Below are 23,738 nucleotides of genomic sequence, written 5' to 3' on the forward strand. Positions count from 1 at the left end.
TCAGCGCCCCACCGCTTCCAATTGAGGGAAGCTCAGAAGATGGTCGCGGTAGTATGCGTACTGCATATGGCGCAACTCGACTTCCCGCGGCAATTTTTCGCTGATTGACTTGGTGAGAGTGTCGAATTCGTCAAGGATCTCGGCAATACGGCCCTGCTCCGCTAATGACGGAACGGGAACTAGAATTTTCTTGAAACGTTCTTTGGAAATATTGAAACGTGTGACCCCACTCGCTGTTTTTGCAATCTGAGCTCGCATATGGCTGCTACGGAAAAGGTGCTTAGAGAATTCCGGGGTTATCGATACGTCACTGTTAAATCTAACGCCGAATGAAAAACTATTGAGATAGACCTTCTCCGTAGGGCGCGCCGTGACAGCTGAAGACATCCCCGCGTCCTCAGGGGTCTCCGAGGATGCGGTGAACAGGACGTCGCCGTAGCGAACGTCGTTTTGCTTCTCGGCACCAGAGACCTTGACGTGCCCAAGAGCACTGAAATCAACAGCGTGATTGGCGAATATATTCTTGTAAGAAACGTACTTCGCGTTGCCGTCCGTGAAATCCGACTTCGTTTTTCCGTTCAGGCCACCGTAAATTTCAGCCAGTTGGCCGAGCGGTTTCCATGTGACGTGCGGATCATCGAAGCTCAGTAGCTGATCGCAGTAGTGCCGGTATTGCCTAGTGCGGGCTTTGAGCTCGGCATTGAGCTCGGTGGTTAGCTCGGCGGTCAGCTCCGCGAAAGCGTCCAGAATCCGGACGATCTCCGTTTGGATTGCGAGTGACTTGGAGGGCAGGTCTGGACATGGGATGGGGACTCGTATCTTCGCCAGATCCGTAGCTGATACATCAATCACCTTGATCCCCTTCGCGAACTTCCTTTTGTCCTTAGCAAACGTGTCCGTTTGCGTGAAATAGGCAAAGTACTTCCCCAATAGAACATTGCCGGGCTTCACGATGGTTGCATGGCCGCCAGTGACGGCCTGCCGCTCGCCGAGATACACCAAGGCCTTCCCGACATCGTCGATGTTTTCGCTCGTATTGGTGATTACGACATCGCCCTTATCAACCTTGCGAAGCTGCTTGGCCAGTTCCGGTGACACAAATGACTTGGTTTTTTCTGTTGATAGGCCGTAATAGGTGTATATCTGGCCATAGTGAATGGCGGGTACGCCCGTTTCGGTGAAGTCCTTTTTCTGAAGCCCATTGCCGCGAACCAATGTGGCCAGTTCCCCCAGCGGCTTCCACTCCACCGCCATGCCATCTAGTAGCGTGCCCAGACGGTTCACCCTGCTCATACCCTGGACTCCGCGCCCTCAATATCAGCGACCAGGGCATCGGTCTGCTTACGGAGTCTGTCGATACTGGCGACTGTATCTTTCAACTCGGCGTTGAGTTGAACAATGTTAACGACGTCGCGGGTCTCCTTCGCTTCCAGATAACTGCTGACCGTGAGGTTGTAGTCGTTGGCGGCAATTCGTTCGACCAGCACAGATTGCGAGAAGTGGTCTACATCAACCTTGCTGTCAAAGGCCCGCATAATTTGCTCGATGTGGTCGTCGAGCAGCACGTTATTGTTGGTTTCCTTCTTGAATAGATTGCTTGCGTCAATAAACTGGGTGCGCGTGTCAGTCTTGTTCTTCGCCAGCACCAGAATGTTCACAGCGATGCCGGTTCCATAGAACAGGTTGGGTGCCAGCGAAATCACCGTTTCGACGTAGTTGTTGTCGACCAGGTACTGGCGGATTTTCTGCTCCGCGCCACCGCGGTAGAAGATGCCGGGAAAGCAGACGATGGCAGCACGGCCCTTGCTAGAGAGATAGGAAAGCGCGTGCAACACGAACGCAAAGTCGGCCTTCGACTTCGGCGCTAGCACGCCTGCCGGAGCGAAGCGCTCGTCGTTAATCAGAGTGGGGTCGTCGCTGCCGATCCATTTCACCGAGTACGGCGGGTTGGAGACGATCGCATCGAACGGTTTGTCGCCGCCGAAGTGCGGATCGGTCAAGGTATTACCCAGCTGGACGTTGAACTTGTCATAGTTAATGTTGTGCAGGAACATGTTCATCCGCGCCAAGTTGTACGTGGTGTGGTTGATCTCCTGACCGAAAAATCCATCCTCGATGATGTGTGCGTCAAAATGCTTCTTGGCCTGTAGTAGCAGCGAGCCGGAGCCACATGCCGGGTCGTAGATCTTGTTGACGCTCGTCTGCTTGTGCATGGCCAATCGGGCAATCAGCTTGGACACATGCTGCGGGGTGAAGAATTCGCCGCCAGACTTGCCCGCATTGGCCGCGTAGTTCGAGATCAGGAACTCATAAGCATCACCAAACAGATCGATATGGGCGGCGTCGAAGTGGCCGAAATCCAAGCCTTCTACGCCCTTGAGCACACGGGCCAGACGGGCGTTCTTGTCCTTGACGGTGTTGCCAAGACGGTTGCTGGTGGTGTCGAAGTCGGCAAACAGTCCCTTGATGTCGTGCTCGGAGGGGTAGCCGTTGGCAGAGCTTTCGATGGCGGCAAATATGGCGGCCAAGTCAGTATTCAATTTCTCGTTGTTGTGGGCCTTGGCGACCACGTTGGCGAAAAGCTGGCTGGGGTAAATGAAATACCCTTTTGTCTTGACAGCATCGTCCTTGATTTCGGGCGTAATGACGTCGTCGCCCAGTCCGGCGTAGCGAATACTTTCGTCCCCACCTTCGATATAGCTGGCAAAGTTCTCGCTGATGAAGCGATAGAACAGCGTGCCAAGAACGTACTGTTTGAAATCCCAGCCGTCGACGGCACCGCGCACATCATTGGCGATCTGCCAGATCTGGCGTTGCAGGGCGGCGCGTTGTTGAGTGCTGGTCATGCAATGGTTCCTGCAACGTTAAAATTCGCCAGTTGTCGGGCCGAGGCGCTGAACTGGCTGGAAAGGGTGCCCGGTGCACTTGCCGAGGTGCGGGATCTACACCTTTGGGGTGTTCTGTGCTTTTCTTGAAATATCGTGTGCCGCTTTCGACGTAGTTCGGTGCTCCCCTCCCCCGGGAGGACCGCCAGTAATGGCGCGTGCGAGCGTCGATACGTAGCATTGAGCAGAAGTACATTTTTCGGCGGACGGCAGACGTCGCGCCGCCGGCGCGTCGGCTCCGGAAAACTCGTCTTGCCGTGTGAGTCGCCCCTGGCATCAATTCGCAACTTGGGGCATCCATACCTCCACGCCGAGGCTGCGCGGGGTTGCCCAGGGAGTTCTCGGCGAACCGATTGACTGATCGCGCCCGACAAGGGTGTATATCGGCTGGATCTGCTGGCCCAGTCGCTTTGGACAGGCTTTCGCTTGACCGATGCCTCCGCGGCCCTCGAGGAGGACTTTGCCCTTTTTTTCACCCCTACTGTTACGAGCTCGGCCCGATCGAGGTGTTCCCGAATCTCTCGGCCGACGAGAATCCCCACTCGGCTGTCTTCCATTCCACCCCGTCCCCGCCCCAAATGGGTCAACAGAACAGAATTTAACAGTTCTGAGCCCCTGGGACGGCCGTTGGGGGCCCAGACCCTGCCAAAGCCCGTTCTAGCCGGCCTGGCAATAGGATGGCGCACCGCTACTCGTAAAAGCCGGCAACCACGTGGACCAGCAGTTCCGCCACAAGGGTCTCGGTCACACGATGGAGAGGCAGGCTGGACGTCTCGACTTCGTTAATCCAGCCGGATGGGCGACTCGTTGAAATCCGCACTCGCCGCAGTTCCTCGTCGCGCTCGATTGTGACGTGCGGTCTTGAGAAAAGAGCATCTGCCGCCCTTGCGTCATCGACGAACGTAAAGTTGATGAGCAGTTTGGTCTGGGCCGAAAACGAGTGTTCCACTGTGATGCTCGTGTCGACAGTTCGCATATGCCGGGTTGCGCGTTCAATCGCGGGAATAACGACACTTTCCACAGCCACGACAAACGCTTGAGAGAATCGACGATCGGCGTCTTGTTTTAGCTTGGCTCTGGCTCGCCGCTCCTCCATTTTGATCGCACGGCCGCGAACCAATTGGGCAAACTTTTCTGACAGGTCTTCTTTCATACGTGTTCCTCGCAGTTTTAACTGACAACTGACAACTCGGTTGTCACATTGAATGTGGTCAGGTCCGGCAGTCGCCGTCCCCCGTGCGAGCCAACTCGGAGGAAGGACCCGTACTTCCTTTTGCCGATGCCGCCCAACAGCTCGGTTCGACGTTTGTCGCCGCCAGCGCCGGTGCTTGCGCTCAAGTGCGCCCAAGTCGAGTTGCGAACAGTTCCGCGATGAGCGCGACCTGCGCGCGCTCAAGTGCAGGGGGTATGGGGGATGAGCGCGCGCGCCTTTGAGCGCGCAGTCGAGAGCCCACGCGCTGGCTGCAGTTCTAGCGCAAACGCTCATTGCCCGCGCTCCTCGGCCACAACCCATCGCTCTGATCGGTGTCGATGACGAGTCTGATATTCCTGCCTCCGGATACGGCCGACGCGCTCCAAACGCACTAGCGCTCGAGCAAACCTGGCCTTGCCGTCGGCTCCCTTCAGCGCCCACGACGGCATATCGGGACGATGTTTCAGCGCGTGGAAGGCAGTGAATGCGCCCATCGTGGCCGTCGGAACGTCGCAGGTCGCCGCTCGCAGACACGCGAGCACGTCGCCGTTGTCCGCGGCGATGTTAGGATCATTTGAGATGGCCGTGACAAGTTCGGCGGCCGTCGTCGGAACAAGAACGCCGTGGTCGTTCCACCTGAAAGTCAATGGCGCTGCAATCGGTCCAAGGTTGTTCTTCTCCATCGCGAGTACGATCGCACCGCTGTCCTTGCCCAGCGCGAAGCGAGCGCGCGCTGAGTTGTGCCACGCGGTCGATCCGGAATATGAGTTGCCCGCTGGCCCAGATCGCGCAGCCGCCTTGTCGATATGCGCCAGCAAAAGCATCGCTGCCCCTACCTCACGCCCCAAGCCGGCCAGCAATCGAAGAAAAGCGCGCACTTGACGCCGATCGTTTTCGTTGCCGTCAAAGGCGTCGGAGGCGTTATCAATGATGACCAATACCGCACCACCAGCCGCCTCTCGGAGTTCGGCCATCGTGGCCGTCGGCACGATCCAGCGCGCGCCAGCGTCCAGGCGCTCGGCTGCGAGCGTCGCATCCCCGCCGGAGCCGTCGAGGATGACTAAGAAGGCAGCCACGGCATGGGGGTCGAGGCCGTAGGCTTGAACAATCTTGTGCAATCGCCAACGGACAACTGAGGAGGGATCTTCTAGCGAGGCAAACACTACTCGCCCACGACGAACCCGACGACCGGCAAATGGCACTCCGGCGGCGACGTGCGCTGCAATGATCAGCGCCAAGATGGACTTCCCCGCACCGCCGTGGCCGCCGAGCAGCACTACAGCGACTGGGATGAGGCCATCGACCACGTATTCGGCAGAAGGCGGCTCCGCGCTTGTCAGGTCGTGCACATCGACACGGACAAGATTAGCGATAGGAGCCTCGGTCTCGCGATTCACAATCCCACCTCGGAACCACCGAAGAGCTGAAAACCGACGGGCGCGACTCCTAGTCCGAAACGCGGGGAAAACCGCCGGAAAAGGTAGTGGCGATGGCACGCCGCGCGTGGGCGGCACCCCCAATTCCAGATGTTGGGGCTGCGGTATTTCATTTCGTACTAGCCTGCATCTTCGCCAAGCGCTCCGGCAGCGTGCGGAGCGAATCGAGAAAGACAAAGCGGCGCCGACCAATTAGAAATGTGTCGAGCAACCCTGCGTTTGCAAGCTCGATCGCCTTAGACCTTGCAATACCGTATTCGCGCGCCTTCGGGATGAAGGGCGCGTATTCCGGGGTTCGGTTGGTAGTCATTGGATTCCTCCGTATTCGCCGATGTTTAGCGGGCGACGGAATCCTGGCGGCCGGACTAAGTAGCCCGGAATAGTTCTGCGAGTTTTTGTCGGGTTGATTCCCGACTCAACCACTTGGGCATTGAGATATGCAGGGCCTGAGCAGCTTCAAACTGCTCTTCTACAGCGGCGACAATTGCCTCGCCGGACGTTCGATGTTCCTCGGCCACTCGCTGCAGTGCAATTGGCAATGCCGACCAGGCGCGAAGTAGCCGCACACCCTCGACCACAGCCGCTGCCGACTGCCGTTCTCGTCGGGCTTCGCTGCTCGCAATCACTTCGAATCGCGAATGCCAACGTTGGAGCTGCCGAACCCCGGTTCCCATAGCCTCGGCAACGATCACCAATGCGATGTCATGCTTCTCTCCAGCGGCCTGCAGTTGCTTAACCCTCACGACAGCTTCGAGATGTCTAGTGCGCTCGAAATTGGTGGTTCCAAAGCGCTCGGCGTGCTCCGGCCTGACAAACGCACGAAGAGGCGGCCGTCCTCCCCCGCGCTTAGTTGAAACCTTCATGCAAAAGCAACCGATGCAGGTAGCTCACGTGCCGCGATTTGCGCCAGATGGTCGTAGTGTTTATCGATCATTGCCAACTTCCCTTACGAGCTCGAATGCCGCAGATCGCCGAATTCCATATGCGGCACAAGTTGCCACGAGCGGCCCGTATTCTGGAACCAGTTCTTTATCAACCACGTGACCCCCAAAGTTGTTTACCAGCGTGCGCCGGCGTTCTTAGGAAATCACTGAAATAGCGCGGCGCACAATAGAGGAAAAAATGCCCGTCCAATGTTTAAGACAACTCAAATGCGCTCTACCCACCCCGCCGCGACAGCGTATTCGACATCATTGGGCGTATCCAGGTCGGCTTCCAACACCGCCTCGTCGAGCACGAACAGAGCCGCTGCCGGCAGCGCACGTAATTTGTTCGCAAACCCCACCTCTCCGCCCAAGGGAGCTTCTGCAAGCCATCGTCCAGGGACGACGGCGGGAATGCCTGGCAACCCCCCATGCAACGTGGCCGCCGCGCCCGATCGGGAGCAGCGAGCCCCAGCAAGCAAAGAGACGAGGTGTTCGAGTTCGAGCGCCGGCTGATCGCAAGCGAGGATTAGCACTGGCCCATAGAACTCGGAAAGCGCATCGGCCGCAACCTTTAGGCTGCTGGCCAAGCCCTCTTGCCAGTGATGATTGCGAAGGATTTCGCATTCGGACTGCAACTCGCCTTCAACGCGTTCAGCATCTGCTCCCACGACGACGAGCATTCGCGCAGGTGAAGTGCCCAGCGCCAAGCGGGTAGCGCGATGCACCAGCGTCTCGCCGCCTCTCCGTAGAAGTTGCTTTGCTTGACCCAAGCGCGTGCTCCCCCCCGCCGCCAGCAGGATCGCGGCATGTGTGTTCATCGCGGAGAAATCGTTGATCGCCAAGCCTGCAACTGCGAGGCGACGCTCAGCGCGATCGCCTCTGGCCCTTGACCTCCTAGGGGCAGCCCAACCGGCGAATGCAGTCGGGGTGCGATCGCAACGCGTTGCTGCGGCGTGAGTAGCTTGAACAAGTCATCGCGTCGGCTTTTCGGACCGAGCAGCCCAATAAATGAAACTGTAGAACGCGATAGTGCTTCCAAGGCTTCGCGATCGAGCTCGAAGTGGTGATGCATTACGAGTGCCACATCCACGTCAGCTTGCACTGACGAAGGAGTCGCCTCGATATGGACATCAACGGGAGCTCCGGGTCGCTTCCAGCGCTCACGCCGCTCCACCAACGTCGTGTGCCAACCAAGTTCATGGAGCAAGCGAAGCAACGCTGACGCCTCTGGCCCCGCACCGAATAGCAGTACCGTGGGCAGCCGGCGGACCTCGATCGACCATGAGCTGGAGCCGTGCCAAGGGACCGCCTCTGCGGGCAACTTCGTATTTGCTACGCACTCGGCCGAGGCCAGTCGCACCCCGCCCTCCTCTTCCAAGTCGAGGGTGAGTGAGCTGCCCTCGAGCCAGGCATCAATCACCTGCAGCAGGTTCCCGAGCGCTTTCAGCGGCAGCAACGCAAGACGTAGGCGACCACGACATCCGATCGCCGAACCCGACAGCAAGTCCTCGTCGCCGCGAGTGTCGACCTCCATCCAACCAACCGTGGCTGTTGCGGCCGATCGTGCAGCTTCTTGCGCGATCGCGGGTTCTAGGCAACCCCCACTCAACCAACCCACCTGGCATTGCGCATCGAAGTAGGCCATCGCCCCGGCGTGAACGTAGGTCGATCCTTCGGTTTCCAGAACCACAGCGAGAACCCCATCTTCGGTGGGTTGGCGCGCGGCAACCAAAACGGGGCGCGGATTGCCGGCAGCAAGAAACGGCGCGCGCTGCATTGCTTCAAGCGAGCTGGCGCGCGCATCAATGTCGGTCGACGGCTCGCGCAGAAGCATTTCAGGGCCCTAGCCGACGACAGGCAAGTGGTCGAGCAACTTGTCGAGCGTGATCGGATAGTCCCGCACCCGAGCACCCGTGGCGTTGTAGATGGCGTTGGCTACGGCGGCGCCTACGCCACATATGCCAAGCTCGCCGACGCCCTTTGCTTTCATCGGCGAGGAGATGGGATCTGTTTCATCAATAAATATGACTTCCTGGTGCGGGATATCAGCATGCACCGGGACTTCATAGCTCGCCATGTCGTGGTTGACGAAGAACCCAAGGCGTTTATCTACCACGAGGTGCTCCATAAGGGCCGCGCCCACTCCCATGGTCATCGCGCCAATCACCTGGCTGCGTGCCGATATTGGATTGAGGATACGACCGGCCGCGCAGACGGCGAGCATGCGGCGAACGCGCACCTCTCCTGTTACACGATCAACGCCGACCTCGACGAAATGCGCACCAAAGGTCGACTGTTGGAACTTCTTATCCAGATCGCCGTATTCGATCGAATCTTCCCCAACGAGTTCGCCGTCCTGGGTCGCGTCAGACAGCGCCACGCGCCGATCTCCGGAAACTACGTATCCGTCCACGAACTCGGCCGAGTTCGCATCAAAGCCGAGCTTCTGCGCAATGGTTTCGCGCAGTTTCATGCTCGCCGCAAACACACCAGAAGTGGAGTTGTTCGCCCCCCACTGTCCACCAGAACCGGCGGAAATGGGAAAGTTCGAATCGCCCAAACGCACGACCACGCGATCCAACGGCACTCCCATCATCTCCGCTGCCGTCTGGCCGATGATGGTGTAAGTCCCGGTGCCAATGTCCGTCATGTCGGTTTCCACCGTCACAATCCCGCGCTTATCCAGACGGACTCTTGCACCAGATTTTTGTAGCAAGTTGTTGCGGAATGCGCCGGCAACGCCCACACCGACCAACCACCGACCATCCCGCACCGTGCCGGGTGTCGCGGAGCGCTTATTCCAGCCGAAGCGCTCGGCCCCCTTGCGCAGCGTTTCGACGTAGCGCCGTTGCGAGAACGGTCGCTCTGGTTTCTCTGGATCCACCTGAGTGTCGTTTTTGACACGAAACTCGACTGGGTCCATTCCAAGCTTTTCGGCCATTTCATCCATGGCCATTTCAAGCGCCATCAGGCCCGGCGCTTCGCCCGGCGCGCGCATCGCATTGCCTTCTGGCAGGTCGAGCACGGCCAACCGCATTTTTGTCATGCGGTTTTCGCCTGCGTAGAACAAACGCGTCTGTTGAACCGCAACTTCCAAGCCGCCGTCCGGCAGGTCGCCGTTCCAGCTCTCGTGACCGATAGCGGTGAGCTTGCCGTCCTTCGTGGCCCCCAAGCGGATGCGCTGAATCGTCGCCGGGCGGTGGGTCGTGTTGTTCGCGATCAGCGGTCGTTGCAGCGCAACCTTCACCGGTCGCCTGGCCGCCTTCGAACCGAGCGCGGCCAGAAGGATGTCGGAGCGAATGAACAGCTTGCCGCCAAACCCGCCGCCAATGTAAGGCGAATCCAGACGCACCTTTTCCTTGGGGATGCCTAGCGTCTTGGCAATGTCGCCGCGGCTCCAATTGACCATCTGGTTTGAAGTCCAAGCGGTGAGCTTGTCCCCTTCCCACGAGGCGATGGTGGCGTGCGGCTCCATCATGATGTGGGATTGGTCAGGGGTCGTGTAGGTCGCGTCCAATTGCACCGTCGCGGAAGCGAAGGCCCCCGCGAAATCCCCAACGGCTGAATCCGAATCTGGATCTGACTGGCCGTCCTTTGTTTTTGGTCGTTGCGCCGAGCCCTTGGCGGCTGCGAGATCGAACCGCCCCTTGCCTCGCGTGTAGTCCACACGAATTAGGTTTGCCGCAGCGCGTGCCTGTTCGAAGGTCTCTGCCACCACGATCGCGATGGCTTGGTGGTAGTGGTCGATTTCCGGACCACCCAGGAGCTTGGCCGTATTGAAATCGCCCTTGCCAAGCTTGCCCGAATTCTTTGCGGTAACGATTGCCAGCACGCCAGGCGCCTTGCGCGCGGCGCCGTCGTCAAGCAGGGCGATCTTCCCCTTTCCTATGCCGGCGCCGACGATGTATCCGTAGGCTTGGTTAGGCGCGACGTCATGGCGCTCGTAGGCATAGGGCGCGGTACCGGTGGTTTTCAGCGGGCCGTCAATGCGCTGGGTTGGCTTGCCGACGACCTTGCCCTGATCGATAGGATTTGTCGTTGCAGGCTTATCGAATTTCATGCCGGCCTCCCTGCGTCCACCAAGACCGCGGCGATTGTGCGTTCGACCAGCGGCTTTTTGAAGGCGTTGTCGTGCGTGGTCCTGGCGCCATCAAGCAGCGCGGCTGCGGCAGCCTTTGCGCCGCGGGGCAACGCTGCATCGGCATCGTCAATACGCCAAGGCTTATGCGCCACGCCGCCAAGCGCTACACGGCCACTGCCGTCGTGCTGAATGATTGCTGCGACCGATACCAGCGCGAAGGCGTACGAAGAGCGGTCGCGGATCTTGGCATAGACCTGACGTCCGCCGACGGGCTTCGGCAACTCAACGGCCGTGATCAGCTCGCCGGCCCGCAGCGTGTGTTCGATCTGCGGCGTGCTGCCAGGCAACCGGTGCAGCTCGGCAAACGGAATGATGCGGGTTTGGCCATCTGCTTTTACAGTCTCGACGGTCACATCCAAAACGCGCATAGCTACTGCCATGTCGCTTGGATGCGTGGCGATACACGCTTCGCTTCCGCCGAGAATGGCGTTGTGGCGACTGAACCCCCCGATCGCGGCGCACCCGCTTCCGGGCCGGCGTTTGTTGCAGGGCTGGTTCGTGTCGTAGAAATATGGGCAACGCGTGCGTTGCAAAAGGTTGCCCGCCGTCGTAGCACGGTTGCGAAGCTGCCCGGAAGCGCCTGCGAGAAGTGCGCGCGACAGCACCGGATAGTCGCGACGCACGCGGCGGTCGGCGGCGAGGTCTGTGTTTCGCACGAGTGCCCCAACGCGCAACCCCCCGTCGTCCGTCTCCGAAATCTCGTCCATGCCCAATCCGTTTACATCGACCAGGCGAGATGGAGTCTCGATTTCAAGCTTCATCAGATCAAGCAGGTTGGTTCCGCCTGCGATGAACTTTGCATCCGGGGTGCGCGCGACCGCCGCCGCAGCCTCGGCAGGAGTACGCGCGCGCTCGTAGTCGAAAAGGCCTTCATGCGAGCCCCCCCGCCACGTCGTCGATGGCATCGACGATGTTGGAGTAAGCACCGCATCGGCAGATATTTCCGCTCATGCGTTCCCGAACCTCCGCCGCGCTCAGCCTCGGGCGCGCGGTGAGGTCTTCGGTAACGTGACTTGGAATGCCGGCCTTGATCTCGTCGAGCACCGCAACCGCGGAACAGATTTGGCCCGGCGTGCAGTAGCCACACTGGTAGCTATCATGCTTGACGAACGCTGCTTGCATCGGATGTAGCCGGTCGGGGGTGCCGAGCCCTTCGATCGTGGTTACCCGCTGGCCGTCGTGCATAACCGCAAGCGTCAGACAGGAGTTGATGCGGCGCCCCTCGACGATGACGGTGCATGCACCGCACTGCCCGTGGTCGCAGCCCTTCTTGGTGCCAGTCAGGTGCAGGTGTTCGCGCAATGCGTCGAGCAGCGTTGTGCGCGTGTCGAGTTCGAGTGCGTGCTGCTTGTTATTGACCGTCAGCGTGAGTTTTGTCATCACCGGCGCCTTCCCCGGCGTGGAAGATGTAGCTTCCCCGGCAAGTGATCCGACAGTCGGCAATGCCGTGGCGGCGGCGGAGGTCGCTCCCGCAATCAGCACTCGTCGCCGAGTGACATTCACTTTCCACGGCGCGTTCTCATCCATTTGTTCCATCCTCCGGAATGGCATAGCTCAGCCGGTGGGGCAATGTGAAGCTGTTATCACGCCGGCTGATAGGCCTGCGTGAGCGACGGCTACAGGCCTACGGACCGCTCGGGCCTGCGTTGTATTGTGCGTCGGTGACCTTTTCCATCCACTCAACGACTTTCCCATCCAGTGCTTCTTGGATCGCGATGTGGGTCATGGCGGTCGTAGGTGTTGCCCCATGCCAATGCTTATGGCCAGGAGGGCACCAGATGATGTCGCCGGCGTTGATCTCGACAATTGGACCGTCTTGGCACTGCGTCCAGCCCTTGCCCGAAGTAACGATCAAGGTCTGGCCCAGCGGGTGCGTGTGCCAAGCGGACCGCGCGCCGGGCTCGAACGTGACGATGGCACCTGCCACCCGCGCATCCCCGCCGCGCTGAAACTGCATGTCGATGCGCACATTGCCGGTGAAGAATTCGGGCGGTCCTTTGGTGGAAGGCAGGGAGCCGTTGCGATCGATGTGCATTTGTTCGGTCTCCTTTCGCGGTAAATCGGGTGACAGCGCGAGTGCCGTAAGCGGCAGCGCAATCAGCAGGGCGAGAGATGTTTGACGAAATGTCATGGCGTTGCCCATCTGCAATGGAGTTAATTGGACGCCCACGATCGTTGCGCCGCCGTAGACGCCGACCCATCAGCGCGCACCGCGGTCTCCGCAGGCACTCGTTTCGGGCGCCACCAGGTGTTGGCTGCGTGCGGAGATTGCAACTCAACGCGCTCACCAAACGCCGGTGTCGTGATGCGCACGCCCCGTGCCCGCGCGATTGCCGTTACGCGTTCAAGTGGCTCGTCCCACGCATGCATCGCCAGGCTGAATGTTCCGTTGTGGATGGGAACGAGCCACTCACCGCGCAGGTCTTTATGCGCCTCCACCGTTTCCTCCGGCTGCATGTGCACATTCGGCCAGTTTGCGTTGTAGGCCCCGGTTTCGATGAAGGTGACGGCAAATGGACCAAGCCGCTCACCAATCGCCTTGAAGCCGGAGAAATAGCCAGTGTCCCCGCTGAAAAACATTCGAAACGGGCCGTCTTCAACAACCCACGAAGTCCATAGCGTCTTGTTCCGATCTGACAGCGTACGACCAGAGAAGTGCTGGGCTGGTGTGGAGGTAATACGCAGGCCGCCGACTTCGGTGCTTTGCCACCAGTCGAATTCCTGAACTTGGCTTGCAGGAACGCCCCAGGATCGCAGCCGGTCGCCTACGCCCAAGGGCACATAGAACCGTGTGCCTCTGTCGCTAAGTGCCCGCACTGCCGCACTGTCCAGGTGATCGTAATGATCATGCGAGATCAAGACGCCACGGATTGTCGGCAGCGCATCCAGCGCAATAGGCGGGGCGTGGAAGCGACTTGGACCGGCCCATTGCACTGGCGAGGCGCGGTCTGAGAACACTGGGTCGGTGAGCCACCACTGTCCCCTGAGTTTCAAGAGCAGCGTGGAGTGCCCCAGCCGATAGGCACTTCGCTCGGGGGCGCTATCGAGTTCACCGCGGGTGATGGATCGCACCTGGATAGGAGCGGCAGGAATTGTGTTTTCTGGCTTGTTGAAAAAGACATCCCACCAGCCGACCTCGGGCGTGTTTGGCGCCGGTTGCCGATCAGGATCAAGGTTGCGGAAGCGACCGTCGACGTACTGCGGGGAGTTTGAGTACGCCGACAGCGACGTTGAGGTCGCCACATGCGTTGCGGTGGCAAGTGCAATTAGCAGGAGAATACTGAGTAACCCTCGTTGATGAAGACGCATGGCTCAGGCCTCCCTGTATCGCAGTGCGTCGACGACGAGCGAGAACGCCGGGGAGTGCTGGCGACGGCTTGGGTAGTAGAGGTGATAGCCCGAAAACGGCGGACACCAATCCTGTAACACGCGCACCAGGCGGCCTTCCTCGATGTGGGGCGCGAATTCTTCCTCGGGAAGATATGCGACACCGAGCCCTTCGAGCGCCGCCACGACGATGTGCGGCGTCGTGTTGAAAATCGCCTGGCCTTCCACGCGCACGTTCACTTCGCGGTTCCGGCGTTCGAACTCCCACACATACAGTCCGCCCTGCGTGGGGAAGCGGATGTTGATGCAGTTGTGGTTAGTTAGATCGTCGGGGATTTTCGGCACCGGATGCTTGGCAAAATAGTCCGGCGATGCCACCGCAGCCATGCGCAGCTTCGAGCTGATCGGCATGGCGATCATGTCCTTGTCGATGCTCTCGCCTAGCCGAACGCCCGCGTCAAAGCGATCGGCCACGATGTCGCGAAAGCCGTAGCTGACATCGAATTCGATCCGCACATCCGGATAGTTGTGCATCACCGGCAGCAGCTTGGGTAGCAGGATCGTCCGCAGTACATGGTCGCCGCAGGTAATGCGCACTGAACCAGCGGGCTTGTCGCGCAGCGCCGTCAGTGCGTCGAGCTCCAATTCGATCTCGTCGAATCGGTGTCCGATCGCCAACAGCAAGCGCTCGCCTGCAGGCGTTGGGGACACGCTCCGGGTCGTGCGCGTGAGCAGGCGGATATCCAGCCGTGCTTCCAGCGCCTTAATGGCTTGGCTAAGGGCGGACTGCGTGACGCCGAGAACGGCGGCTGCACGGGTAAAGCTCCCTTCGCGGGCCACGGTTACGAAGGCGAGCAAATCGTTGAGGTTGCGTCGGGCCATGGGGCGAGTCTGGCACGTCTATTCATTAGTTGAGCTAATAGGGCCTACAAGCATTCATCACCTTATCAGCGAGGTGCTTCGCGCGGAGAATGCCCACCTTCCCAATCGGACCCTCCCCCCCATGTCCGTCAAAGCTTACGGCGCATATGCCGGTGACAAGCCCTTGGAATCGATCGAGATCGCCCGTCGGGCCATTGGTCCCCGCGACGTGCAAATCGACATCTTGTTCTGTGGCGTTTGCCATTCCGATCTGCACCAGGTGCGCGGCGAATGGGCCGGCACGCACTTTCCGTGTGTCCCTGGCCACGAAGTCGTCGGCCGCGTGTTGGCGGTAGGCACAGAGGTGGCGAACTTTAGCGCTGGCGATCTTGTGGGCGTCGGCTGCATCGTCGACAGCTGCAAGGAGTGCGATGCGTGCGCGTCGGGCTTGGAGAACTACTGCGATCGCATGATCGGCACTTATAACGCGCCAACGAGCGACGCGCCGGGCTGGACCATGGGCGGCTACTCGGAGCAAATCGTCGTGCACGAACGCTTCGTGCTGCGCATCCGCCACCCCAATGCGCAATTGGCAGCCGTGGCGCCCTTGCTGTGCGCGGGCATCACCATGTATTCGCCGCTTCGGCACTGGAACGCAGCGCCCGGCAAGAAAGTTGGCGTGGTGGGCATTGGTGGCTTGGGACATATGGGCGTGAAGCTTGCCCACGCGATGGGCGCGACAGTCGTAGCGTTCACCACTTCTGCGTCCAAGCGCGACGCCGCCTTGTCGCTTGGCGCGAACGAGGTCGTTGTGTCCCGCAACGCGGCAGAACTCTTCGCGCACGCCAACAGCTTCGATTTGATCATCGATACCGTTGCTGCGCCCCATGACCTGGATGCGTTCCTCGTCCTGCTCAAACGCGATGGTGCGATGGTGCTGGTGGGCGCGCCCTCCACGCCACACCCCTCCCCGGCTGTCTTCAATCTGATCATGAAGCGCCGGACGCTTGCCGGTTCGATGATCGGCGGCATCGCCGAAACCCAGGAAATGCTCGATTTCTGCGCCAAACATGGCGTCGTTGCCGACATCGAGTTGATCCGTGCGGATCAAGTCAACGAAGCCTACGAGCGAATGCTGCAAGGCGACGTCAAATATCGCTTTGTTATCGACAACGCAACACTGAACGACACGCAGGCGGCTACTAGCGCTGCGAGCCTCTCACCTCAAAGTGGAGCGACCCCATGAAAAAGACCGTGGCGCTACTAGCGCTCTTGCTCAGCCCCCTCATTGCAACCGGAGCCGACATGTCCAACGGCGCAAGCAATTTCTACACCAGCACTCAAGTCACCACTCAGAAGGTGGCATTCAACAACCAATACAAGATGAAGGTTGTTGGCAACCTCTTCGTTCCCAAGAATGCCGACCGCAACGCCAAGCTGCCGGCCATCATCGTTGGGCACCCGATGGGCGCGGTGAAGGAGCAAAGCTCCAACCTGTATGCGCAGAAGCTTGCGGAACAGGGGTTCGTCACCTTGGCAATCGACCAGTCGTTCTGGGGCGAGAGCGACGGCCAGCCTCGCAATGTCGTAGCCCCCGACATCTACTCCGAGGCGTTCAGTGCGGCGGTGGATTACCTCGGCACGCAACCGCTCGTCGATCGCGAGCGTATCGGTGTCCTTGGCATCTGCGGCAGCGGCAGCTTCGTGATCAGTGCGGCCAAGATCGACCCCCGCATGAAAGCTATTGCCACGGTCAGCATGTATGACATGGGCGCGGCCAGCCGCGACGCCTTGAACCACTCCCAGACGGTGCAGCAGCGCAAGGCGATCATCGCCGAAGCAGCAGAGCAGCGCTGGGTCGAAGCCGCGGGTGGCGCCACGAAATACACCGGGGGCACGGTCCATCAGCTGGATGCGAACACCCACCCCATCCAGCGTGAGTTCTATGACTTCTACCGCACGCCGCGCGGTGAGTTCACGCCGACCAGCTCCTCGCCCGAGCTAACGACGCACCCCACGCTTTCGAGCAACACCAAGTTCATGAACTTCTACCCGTTCAATGACATGGAAACCATCGCGCCGCGTCCGATGTTGTTCATCAGTGGCGACCAGGCGCACTCGAAAGAATTCAGCGAGCGCGCCTACAAGTTGGCTGGCCAGCCCAAGGAGCTTTACTGGGTCAAGGGCGCCGGTCACGTGGATCTCTACGATCGCGTCGACCTCATTCCCTTCGACAAGCTGACGACGTTTTTCCAGCAGAGCTTGGCCGCGAAGTGACTGCCACATATCCCACTGAAAGGCCTGTGTCGACGGACCGCCGTCAGTTCCTGATGGCGGCCGGCACCGCCGCCGCGGGTGTTCTATCTGCTGGTGTCGCGCCATGGATGCCTGCCGCAGCGCAGTCTTCCAACCGCGGGACCGTGAGAGGAGTCAATACGATGAAAATGCGAAAGCTGGGCAATCTTGAAGTTTCCGAAATTGGTTTTGGGAACATGGGGCTCAGCGGCGGCCATTACGGCCCAGGCGTTGATCGCGAGCAAGGCATTCGCGTCATTCGCGCCGCATTCGAACAAGGCGTGCGGTTCTTCGACACGGCCGAGGTCTACGGCCCTTACGTAAACGAGGAGCTTGTTGGGGAAGCCCTTGCGCCCGTGCGCGACCAAGTCAACATTGCAACCAAATTCGGCTTCGCTATCGATGGCACCAATGGTCTGGACAGTCGCCCCGACCGCATCCGCCGCGTGGTCGAGGAATCGTTGAAGCGGTTGAAGACCGACCGCATCGACCTTTACTACCAGCACCGCGTTGACCTCACGGTGCCGATCGAGGATGTCGCGGGAACGGTTAGGGACCTAATCGAGCAAGGCAAGGTGCTGCACTTTGGCTTGTCGGAGCCCAGTGCCAGGACCATTCGTCGAGCGCACGCGGTCCAGCCTGTCGCCGCAATTCAATCCGAATACTCGCTAATCGAGCGCAGCGTTGAACGCAATGGCGTTTTGCAGACATGCGAGGAGCTGGGTATCGGCTTCGTTCCGTGGGGGCCGCTTGGCCAGGGTTTCCTGCCCGGCACAATGCAGACCGATGTCCAAGCCACCATGGACCCCAAGGTTGACCTGCGCGCAACATTCCCGCGCTTTTCTCCGATGGTCGTGAAGAATAATCAGCCAATCACCGAGTTCCTCAGATCGTTTGGTGCCAAGAAGAGCGCGACACCTGCGCAGATCACGCTCGCGTGGTTGATGTCGAAAAAGCCTTGGATCGTGCCCATCCCTGGCACTGGCAACCTCGATCACCTGCGCGAAAACAACGGCGCTACCGGCATCCAGCTCACCGCTGACGAACTGCACGAGATCGAGACCGGCATGGCACGGCTCGAAATCTACGGCGGGCGCATGGACGTCAAACAAATGGCGCAAATCGGACAGGACTGATCGTCCTGCGCAACTGAGTCAGTTACGCACATGGAAATTATGACTACTCCCATCAACGCAGACGCGCGCACAGAACAAGAATCCACCGCGCGTCCCGCCCATTGGGCTGGCGTGTTTGCCATGACGCTGTGCGTGTTCACGCTGATCGCGTCCGAGTTCATGCCCGTCAGTCTCCTGACGCCCATGGCCGCGGATCTGCGCGTTAGCGAAGGATTGGCGGGCTACGGTATCGCGATCTCCGGCGCGTTCGCGGTGCTCACCAGCCTTTCGATCTCGACACTTGCTGGCAGCATGAACCGCAAGAATGTGTTGCTCATGCTGACCGCCTTGATGGCGGTGTCGGGCGTGGTTGTCGGGTTGGCATCGAACTACTTCGTCTACATGGTCGGTCGCGCACTGATTGGCGTGGTCATCGGTGGCTTTTGGTCGCTGTCAGCGGCAACGGCCATGCGGTTGGTGCCTCGCGAGCAAGTGCCCCGCGCGTTGGCTATTTTTAACGGCGGCAATGCTTTGGCGACGGTGATTGCGGCACCGCTTGGAAGCTTCCTGGGCGCGATCGTCGGTTGGCGCGGTGCCTTCTATTGCCTGGTGCCCATCGCCATCATTGCCTTCGTCTGGCAATGGGTGAGCTTGCCGAACATGGCTGCCGAGCCCGCCGTTGGTTTAGGCCGCGTGTTCCGCCTCGTTAAGCGGCGCACGGTTGCACTTGGAATGGCGGCGTGTGGTGCGTTCTTCATGGGTCAGTTCGCACTGTTCACCTATGTGCGGCCATTCCTGGAAACCGTAACGCGCACCAATGTCTCAACTTTGTCGCTAATCTTGCTGATCATTGGCATCGCAGGCTTCATTGGAACCGTGCTCATTGGTCGCTTCTTGGGCAAGAACCTATATCGAACGCTGTTCGTCATCCCTGTGTTGATGGCGGCGATCGCCATGATCCTGATCCCGATGGGCGCTTGGACTGGCGCGGTGGCGGTATTGTTTGGGCTCTGGGGTTTGCTGGCCACTGCGGCCCCCGTGGGCTGGTGGAGTTGGATCGCCGAAGCGATGCCGGACGACGCCGAGGCGGGCGGCGGGCTGATGGTCGCGGTAGTCCAACTTGCAATCGGTTTGGGCTCGACGGTTGGCGGTCTATTGTTCGACGCGCAGGGCTATCAAAGCACTTTTATTGCGGCCGCGGCGGTGTTGCTGGCAGCGGCGGTTCTGACACGCCAAACTGCTCGCGCAGACAAAAATCAAAAAGCCGACTCGCCATGAGCTACCGACTTTTCACCGGCGCGGCATCAGCGCTACTGATACTGGGCGTGCTGTCGCTCGGCGGATGCGAGGCTGCCGAGCCTAGGGATCTCCGTGCGGCAGTCGCGCCTGACACTTCCGTCGCGTCAAATTCGAAGGAGGCACACATGTGGATGACCGTCGGCAAGCATCGTTTTGGTGTCACCTTAGCTGACAACGCGGCCGCCAAGCAGTTTGCGCAGTTGTTGCCGCTCGCGCTTGAAATGAGCGACCTCAACGGCAACGAAAAGCACTCCAAACTGCCGATCCAGTTGCCTACAGATGCTCGCCGCCCAGGCACCATCCGCAATGGCGACCTCATGCTGTATGGCCAGGACACGCTCGTCGTTTTCTACAAGACCTTCGACTCGGCCTATTCGTATACGCGAATCGGTGTTGTGGCCGACCCGGCTGGTCTTGCCGATGCGGTAGGCCGGCGCGAGGTTCGAGTCGCCTTCGCGGCTGACTGATCGCTGCTGATCTGCAGCCCTTCGGCGGCCCTTCGCCGTCCTGCGTGAGCGGGTTCAAGCGTGACGGCCTACGAATTAGTGTACTGGCTGGTTCTATGTTCTCGTTGGGGTCGCGCCCTATGTCATTGCAGGAATGTCCGCAGCGTTTAAACGCTACAGGAAATTGATTTGCGCCAGCTTGTCGCGGGCAGCGTCCTGCGCGAGGTGCCCGTAATGCTTGGAAATCATTTCCAATGACGTGCCGGTAAGCCTCGCGACCGTGACAGGGTCCATTCCGCCAATGATCGCGTCGGTGATCCAGCTATGGCGCAGGGTGTACAGCACGACGTCCGACGGTAGTTCCGCCTTCGCCGCAGCAGCCTTCACCAGCGGCGCCCACGCCTGCGGAGTCCAGTCCTCGCCGCCGTTGGTGAACATTCGCGCACCCGGCAGCTTGGATTCTGCCAAGCGATCAAACAGCGCGCGGGTCGCCGGCGAAACCGGGATGGCGCGTGCCCCCGTCTTCGTGCGGAACGTCGCCAACCCAGTTCGCCCATCCCAGTCTTTGCGCAGCATGGCAGCCGGGTCGCCAGGACGGCAGCCCGTCAATGCGACGCATTCGGCTAGGTCGCGCAGGTCGCGCTCCATAGTGTCGAGCAACGCGCGCCGCTGCGGCTTATCCAAATACCGTTCCCGGCGCGCGTCAGCGCCCTTGTGCGGTTTGATCGCGCCCCATTCGATCGCGCGTTCCTGCGGAATCTCGCGGCGACTCACGGCGCGATTCAACGCGGCTTTGAGCGATGTCAGGTTCCGGTTGAACGTGGCGCGGGACGGCAGCCCACTTTTCCGGCCAGTCATCTTGCCGGCCTCCATTCGTGCCATCCACGCTTCCAAGTGGCGTTGCGTCAGCTTGTCGGCGCGAACTTTCCCGAGCGGGTCATCGTGCACGATGCGGTCGAAACGCTTGCGAGAGTCGATGCTCGCCCGCTCGCGCCCATCTTTTGCGAGCGCGTCGGTGTAGTCGCGGCAAACGTCGGCAACAGTCAGGATTCGATCGGTCTGCACGCCGGCATCTACTGTTCGGCGCCAGCGCTTCGCGTCGACCGCGGCGCTTTCGTAGTCGTTTTCCGATGTGACTGGACCTAGCGTCTGATAGACATGGCTTCGTTCGTCGGAGTGATAGCGAGCAATCCAGTTCCCGCCCTGCGCGAGGCGGCGAAATCCGACGTACAAGCCTCGCTCCACGGGGGTGCCCCAGTACGGCTCTCTGCGCGGCACCAGCTTGTTGCGAACCGTAGCCTTGTCGATCTCGTAGCGCGCCATTCGTGCCCCCTGTCGGTCCGTACGGATATGGTACGGATATACGGGGGCGAACACTAGCGATCTTCGGCGCACGATCGCAATGCGTTTAAACGCTTTTTTCTAGGTGTTTTTGCGCATTTGTGCGAACGTCGGCGGTCGGCTGCGGACACTCATCGAATTGCCCTAAAGCGCCTTCGGACGGGGGTTCAATTCCCCCCACCTCCACCAAATAAACAACCCCTGATTCTTCAGGGGTTTTTTATTTTTTCGCCGCGAAGTCGAGGCCCTACTCCTCGAAGGGCGCCGCCATCAACGCGTCGACCATCGACGGCGCGCGATACCCCGCGACGAAGCGTTCGCCGAAGTCGCGCGCGAAATTGTCGTAGGTGGTGTCCGCGCGACGCTCGCACAGGCCGCACACCGCCTTCGTAAAACGATCCTTCATCGCGAGCCGCGGGAATTCGGCCACGATCGAAGCGATCCGCTCGGCCGGCAGGTTGTCGTAACCCCAACCACCCCAGTCCAGCGCGACGCCGAGCGTGCAAATCGCCGCTTCGGCTTCCTTGTGCAGGCAGATCGAGGGCGTGGAGTTCAGCGCGATGCTGTCCCAGATGAGCTGCGCGCGGCGCTCGTCGACGCCCAGGCCACGAACGAATGTCCGCGCCGCGTTGGCGCCTTCCACTTCGAAGCGCAACGGACCGGTGATCGAGTCGGTCAATCCGAGGTCGTGCAGCAAGGCCGAGATGGCCACGACTTCGGCGTCGTACGCCTCGCCTTTCTGTTGCGCGAGGAGCGTGGCGAAGAGCCAGGAACGCATCACGTGGTTGAACAGGTAGGGCTCGCAATGGGTGCGTGCGAACTCGATCGCGCTGTTCACCAAGGGCGTGTCCGGCACGGTCACGCCTGCCAGCACGCGGGTCGGCAAGGGCGCGGCGCGGTCGTCGGTCCGGGATTGCATGCATCACCTCCGTCGTTCACGAATCGTGTCGGCATGGTGTGCCTCTCCAAACGGATTCGGCAGACCCCGGGCCGGCAACGCGCTGTTGACCGATCGGCAGTAATGCGGCTATTGCTCTGTTCGCGCGACGCTGGAGGCCTGCTTCCGCGCCTGGCCCGGCCTCATGGTTGGACGCGCCGCAACGGATGCGCCTCGGTATTCAGCACCACCTTGTCGAGGTCGAGCGTCTGAGGCGGCGCGAACAGCAAGTAGAAATACTTGAAGGTTTCGGCCAGCACAAAGCTTTCCATGTCGTCGGCCTGCTTCATCGTCGTCACGTCGTCGATGGCGGCGTAGCCGGCCTCGGTGCGGCAGTGGCGCACGAAGTCTTCGAACAGTTTGCGTCCCATCACGCGGTACTGCGGGTCGCCGGTGAGGCGATACAGGTACCAGGTGGATTCGACGATTTCCGGGCGCAGCGGATAGCCCGGCGCGGTGATCGCGCGCTTGCGGTAGTCGTAAGCCTCGGGCTCGATGCCGTGCAGGTTCCACATCGCGAAGGACGATGCCTGCAGCCGACGCGCGCGATCGATGTCGCCCGAATACGCGAGCAGGCCCGGATAGAACGCATCGAGCGCGCCATATTCGTGGCCCGTGCGTTTGCCGGTCTTCATCTCCACCTGGCCGTACCAGAGGGCACCGTCGACGTCTTCGGCAAGCCACTTGTTGGCCGCCGCGACACTCGGCGTCCACATCGCCAGGCACTCCTTGTCGTCGAACAGCTTCCAGCACTTGTAGAGGTACTCGTAGTACGAGTCGATGCGCGCGCCGATGTGGCTGCTGGTGTTCGTCCATTTGCCGGTGACGGCATCGAAGCGCTCGCCGACCAAATCGAGTTTCGATCGACGCTTGTACGTTTCGACGAGTGCGCGCTTGGCCTTGTCGTAGTACACCGGATTGCCGGTGAGTTTGCTCAGCGTGCCGTATTCGAGCAGCAGCGTGCCGGCTTCGGCCGGATTGCTGTCGGTGCCCTGCCCCTTGCCGGTGCGCAGGTTGACGTTGACGTACGGCAAACCGGTCGGCGTATCGAAGGCCGGCAGCAAACGTTTGCCGAGATCTTCGGCCTGCTTGAGCAGGCGTTCGTCGCCGGTGAGCTGGTAGGCCGAGAGCAAACCGCCGAGCAGGCGGATCACGACTTCGAAGTGTTTGACCTCCAGGTCCTTGTCGAACGAGAGCTGCGTGGCGATCAGCTCGCGCGCGTCCTTCGCCTCATCGTCCAGGCCCATGAGCAGCATCGTGTCGAGCGCATCGACCGGCGTCATCAACAGCGACTGCGCATACCAGTCCTGCGGCGCCTTGCTCAGCGGCTTGAGCGCATCGTGGCCCCAAGCGTATCGCTTGTAACCACCCCATGCATGCAGGAATTCGGTCTTGACACTCGCGGCCAGGCGCGCGGCTTCGGCATCGTCGACGGTGTCCGCAACGGCGGACTTCGCGGCGGGCTTTTCCGCGGCGAGGCCGAGCATCGGAACGAAAAGAAGGGACAACAACAACGCTCGCGATTTCGACATGGTGG

Annotated in this window: 22 protein-coding genes; 5 read left to right on the forward strand and 17 right to left on the reverse strand. The window is 60.4% G+C overall.

Annotated features, from left to right (window positions below):
• The 14 genes from AB4059_RS02305 to AB4059_RS02370 form a co-directional block, all read right to left on the reverse strand.
• Window positions 1-1,293, reverse strand: coding sequence for a restriction endonuclease subunit S (locus tag AB4059_RS02305; RefSeq protein ID WP_498976234.1), 1,293 nt, complete (start codon window positions 1,291-1,293; stop codon window positions 1-3).
• Window positions 1,290-2,846 carry a type I restriction-modification system subunit M gene (locus AB4059_RS02310; protein WP_498976236.1) on the reverse strand — a complete coding sequence of 519 codons (1,557 nt, stop codon included), beginning with the start codon at window positions 2,844-2,846 and terminating at the stop codon, window positions 1,290-1,292. Before AB4059_RS02310 ends, AB4059_RS02305 begins: the two co-directional genes overlap by 4 nt.
• Window positions 2,847-3,573: 727 nt before the next feature.
• Window positions 3,574-4,038, reverse strand: a complete 465-nt coding sequence (locus tag AB4059_RS02315) for a hypothetical protein (RefSeq protein ID WP_498976238.1) — start codon at window positions 4,036-4,038, stop codon at window positions 3,574-3,576.
• A gap of 329 nt (window positions 4,039-4,367) precedes the next feature.
• Window positions 4,368-5,474 carry an AAA family ATPase gene (locus tag AB4059_RS02320; protein WP_498976240.1) on the reverse strand — a complete coding sequence of 369 codons (1,107 nt, stop codon included), beginning with the start codon at window positions 5,472-5,474 and terminating at the stop codon, window positions 4,368-4,370.
• A 148-nt stretch (window positions 5,475-5,622) separates the two neighbouring features.
• Window positions 5,623-5,823: a hypothetical protein gene (locus tag AB4059_RS02325; RefSeq protein WP_498976242.1), complete on the reverse strand. Its 201-nt coding sequence runs from the start codon at window positions 5,821-5,823 to the stop codon at window positions 5,623-5,625.
• A gap of 55 nt (window positions 5,824-5,878) precedes the next feature.
• Window positions 5,879-6,376 carry a hypothetical protein gene (locus tag AB4059_RS02330; protein ID WP_498976244.1) on the reverse strand — a complete coding sequence of 166 codons (498 nt, stop codon included), beginning with the start codon at window positions 6,374-6,376 and terminating at the stop codon, window positions 5,879-5,881.
• Window positions 6,377-6,660: 284 nt separating this feature from the next.
• Entirely contained in the window at window positions 6,661-7,281 is a 621-nt protein-coding gene (locus AB4059_RS02335; protein WP_498976246.1) for a nucleotidyltransferase family protein, read from the reverse strand.
• On the reverse strand, window positions 7,254-8,273 hold the full coding sequence (locus AB4059_RS02340) for an XdhC family protein (RefSeq protein WP_498976248.1): 1,020 nt from the start codon (window positions 8,271-8,273) through the stop codon (window positions 7,254-7,256). Before AB4059_RS02340 ends, AB4059_RS02335 begins: the two co-directional genes overlap by 28 nt.
• Before the next feature lie 9 nt (window positions 8,274-8,282).
• Entirely contained in the window at window positions 8,283-10,499 is a 2,217-nt protein-coding gene (paoC, locus tag AB4059_RS02345) for an aldehyde oxidoreductase molybdenum-binding subunit PaoC (protein ID WP_498976250.1), read from the reverse strand.
• Complete coding sequence (locus AB4059_RS02350; protein ID WP_498976252.1) at window positions 10,496-11,485, reverse strand: FAD binding domain-containing protein; 990 nt, start codon at window positions 11,483-11,485, stop codon at window positions 10,496-10,498. The genes paoC and AB4059_RS02350 overlap by 4 nt, the downstream gene beginning before the upstream one ends.
• Window positions 11,451-12,131, reverse strand: a complete 681-nt coding sequence (gene paoA, locus AB4059_RS02355) for an aldehyde dehydrogenase iron-sulfur subunit PaoA (RefSeq protein ID WP_498976254.1) — start codon at window positions 12,129-12,131, stop codon at window positions 11,451-11,453. The genes AB4059_RS02350 and paoA overlap by 35 nt, the downstream gene beginning before the upstream one ends.
• Before the next feature lie 73 nt (window positions 12,132-12,204).
• Entirely contained in the window at window positions 12,205-12,711 is a 507-nt protein-coding gene (locus AB4059_RS02360; RefSeq protein ID WP_498977804.1) for a (R)-mandelonitrile lyase, read from the reverse strand.
• Window positions 12,712-12,734: 23 nt separating this feature from the next.
• Window positions 12,735-13,889, reverse strand: coding sequence for an MBL fold metallo-hydrolase (locus tag AB4059_RS02365; RefSeq protein WP_498976256.1), 1,155 nt, complete (start codon window positions 13,887-13,889; stop codon window positions 12,735-12,737).
• Between the two features lie 3 nt (window positions 13,890-13,892).
• On the reverse strand, window positions 13,893-14,789 hold the full coding sequence (locus AB4059_RS02370) for a LysR family transcriptional regulator (protein WP_498976258.1): 897 nt from the start codon (window positions 14,787-14,789) through the stop codon (window positions 13,893-13,895).
• 121 nt (window positions 14,790-14,910) lie between these two features.
• Between AB4059_RS02370 and AB4059_RS02375 the strand changes: the two genes are divergently transcribed.
• The 5 genes from AB4059_RS02375 to AB4059_RS02395 all read left to right on the forward strand — a co-directional run bounded on the left by AB4059_RS02375 (window position 14,911) and on the right by AB4059_RS02395 (window position 19,944).
• On the forward strand, window positions 14,911-16,014 hold the full coding sequence (locus tag AB4059_RS02375; RefSeq protein WP_498976260.1) for an NAD(P)-dependent alcohol dehydrogenase: 1,104 nt from the start codon (window positions 14,911-14,913) through the stop codon (window positions 16,012-16,014).
• The gene (locus AB4059_RS02380; RefSeq protein ID WP_498976262.1) at window positions 16,011-17,045 is read left to right on the forward strand and encodes an alpha/beta hydrolase; all 1,035 of its coding nucleotides are present in this window, start codon (window positions 16,011-16,013) and stop codon (window positions 17,043-17,045) included. Before AB4059_RS02375 ends, AB4059_RS02380 begins: the two co-directional genes overlap by 4 nt.
• 161 nt (window positions 17,046-17,206) lie before the next feature.
• Window positions 17,207-18,199, forward strand: coding sequence for an aldo/keto reductase (locus tag AB4059_RS02385; RefSeq protein ID WP_498977806.1), 993 nt, complete (start codon window positions 17,207-17,209; stop codon window positions 18,197-18,199).
• A gap of 30 nt (window positions 18,200-18,229) precedes the next feature.
• Window positions 18,230-19,456, forward strand: a complete 1,227-nt coding sequence (locus AB4059_RS02390) for an MFS transporter (protein WP_498976264.1) — start codon at window positions 18,230-18,232, stop codon at window positions 19,454-19,456.
• 146 nt (window positions 19,457-19,602) lie between these two features.
• Entirely contained in the window at window positions 19,603-19,944 is a 342-nt protein-coding gene (locus tag AB4059_RS02395; RefSeq protein ID WP_498976266.1) for a cyclophilin-like fold protein, read from the forward strand.
• Between the two features lie 153 nt (window positions 19,945-20,097).
• Here AB4059_RS02395 and AB4059_RS02400 read toward each other — a convergent pair whose 3' ends face one another.
• From AB4059_RS02400 to AB4059_RS02410, 3 genes are all read right to left on the reverse strand, one after another.
• The gene (locus AB4059_RS02400; protein ID WP_498976268.1) at window positions 20,098-21,246 is read right to left on the reverse strand and encodes a tyrosine-type recombinase/integrase; all 1,149 of its coding nucleotides are present in this window, start codon (window positions 21,244-21,246) and stop codon (window positions 20,098-20,100) included.
• A gap of 265 nt (window positions 21,247-21,511) precedes the next feature.
• Window positions 21,512-22,183 carry a hypothetical protein gene (locus tag AB4059_RS02405; RefSeq protein ID WP_498976270.1) on the reverse strand — a complete coding sequence of 224 codons (672 nt, stop codon included), beginning with the start codon at window positions 22,181-22,183 and terminating at the stop codon, window positions 21,512-21,514.
• A 161-nt stretch (window positions 22,184-22,344) separates the two neighbouring features.
• On the reverse strand, window positions 22,345-23,733 hold the full coding sequence (locus AB4059_RS02410) for a glycoside hydrolase family 47 protein (protein WP_498976272.1): 1,389 nt from the start codon (window positions 23,731-23,733) through the stop codon (window positions 22,345-22,347).
• Window positions 23,734-23,738 lie beyond the last annotated feature (5 nt).

The sequence above is a fragment of the Lysobacter sp. 2RAF19 genome, from assembly GCF_052115395.1.
Taxonomy (GTDB): domain Bacteria; phylum Pseudomonadota; class Gammaproteobacteria; order Xanthomonadales; family Xanthomonadaceae; genus Noviluteimonas.

Excerpts from the sequence above, each read along its gene's own strand:
- AB4059_RS02305 (WP_498976234.1), bottom strand. The coding sequence starts at position 1,293 with ATGAGCAGGGTGAACCGTCTGGGCACGCTACTAGATGGCATGGCGGTG.
- AB4059_RS02310 (WP_498976236.1), bottom strand. The coding sequence starts at position 2,846 with ATGACCAGCACTCAACAACGCGCCGCCCTGCAACGCCAGATCTGGCAG.
- AB4059_RS02315 (WP_498976238.1), bottom strand. The coding sequence starts at position 4,038 with ATGAAAGAAGACCTGTCAGAAAAGTTTGCCCAATTGGTTCGCGGCCGT.
- AB4059_RS02325 (WP_498976242.1), bottom strand. The coding sequence starts at position 5,823 with ATGACTACCAACCGAACCCCGGAATACGCGCCCTTCATCCCGAAGGCG.
- AB4059_RS02330 (WP_498976244.1), bottom strand. The coding sequence starts at position 6,376 with ATGAAGGTTTCAACTAAGCGCGGGGGAGGACGGCCGCCTCTTCGTGCG.
- AB4059_RS02340 (WP_498976248.1), bottom strand. The coding sequence starts at position 8,273 with ATGCTTCTGCGCGAGCCGTCGACCGACATTGATGCGCGCGCCAGCTCG.
- paoC (WP_498976250.1), bottom strand. The coding sequence starts at position 10,499 with ATGAAATTCGATAAGCCTGCAACGACAAATCCTATCGATCAGGGCAAG.
- AB4059_RS02350 (WP_498976252.1), bottom strand. The coding sequence starts at position 11,485 with ATGCCATCGACGACGTGGCGGGGGGGCTCGCATGAAGGCCTTTTCGAC.
- paoA (WP_498976254.1), bottom strand. The coding sequence starts at position 12,131 with ATGCCATTCCGGAGGATGGAACAAATGGATGAGAACGCGCCGTGGAAA.
- AB4059_RS02360 (WP_498977804.1), bottom strand. The coding sequence starts at position 12,711 with ATGACATTTCGTCAAACATCTCTCGCCCTGCTGATTGCGCTGCCGCTT.
- AB4059_RS02365 (WP_498976256.1), bottom strand. The coding sequence starts at position 13,889 with ATGCGTCTTCATCAACGAGGGTTACTCAGTATTCTCCTGCTAATTGCA.
- AB4059_RS02370 (WP_498976258.1), bottom strand. The coding sequence starts at position 14,789 with ATGGCCCGACGCAACCTCAACGATTTGCTCGCCTTCGTAACCGTGGCC.
- AB4059_RS02375 (WP_498976260.1), top strand. The coding sequence starts at position 14,911 with ATGTCCGTCAAAGCTTACGGCGCATATGCCGGTGACAAGCCCTTGGAA.
- AB4059_RS02380 (WP_498976262.1), top strand. The coding sequence starts at position 16,011 with ATGAAAAAGACCGTGGCGCTACTAGCGCTCTTGCTCAGCCCCCTCATT.
- AB4059_RS02385 (WP_498977806.1), top strand. The coding sequence starts at position 17,207 with ATGAAAATGCGAAAGCTGGGCAATCTTGAAGTTTCCGAAATTGGTTTT.
- AB4059_RS02390 (WP_498976264.1), top strand. The coding sequence starts at position 18,230 with ATGGAAATTATGACTACTCCCATCAACGCAGACGCGCGCACAGAACAA.
- AB4059_RS02395 (WP_498976266.1), top strand. The coding sequence starts at position 19,603 with ATGTGGATGACCGTCGGCAAGCATCGTTTTGGTGTCACCTTAGCTGAC.
- AB4059_RS02400 (WP_498976268.1), bottom strand. The coding sequence starts at position 21,246 with ATGGCGCGCTACGAGATCGACAAGGCTACGGTTCGCAACAAGCTGGTG.
- AB4059_RS02405 (WP_498976270.1), bottom strand. The coding sequence starts at position 22,183 with ATGCAATCCCGGACCGACGACCGCGCCGCGCCCTTGCCGACCCGCGTG.
- AB4059_RS02410 (WP_498976272.1), bottom strand. The coding sequence starts at position 23,733 with ATGTCGAAATCGCGAGCGTTGTTGTTGTCCCTTCTTTTCGTTCCGATG.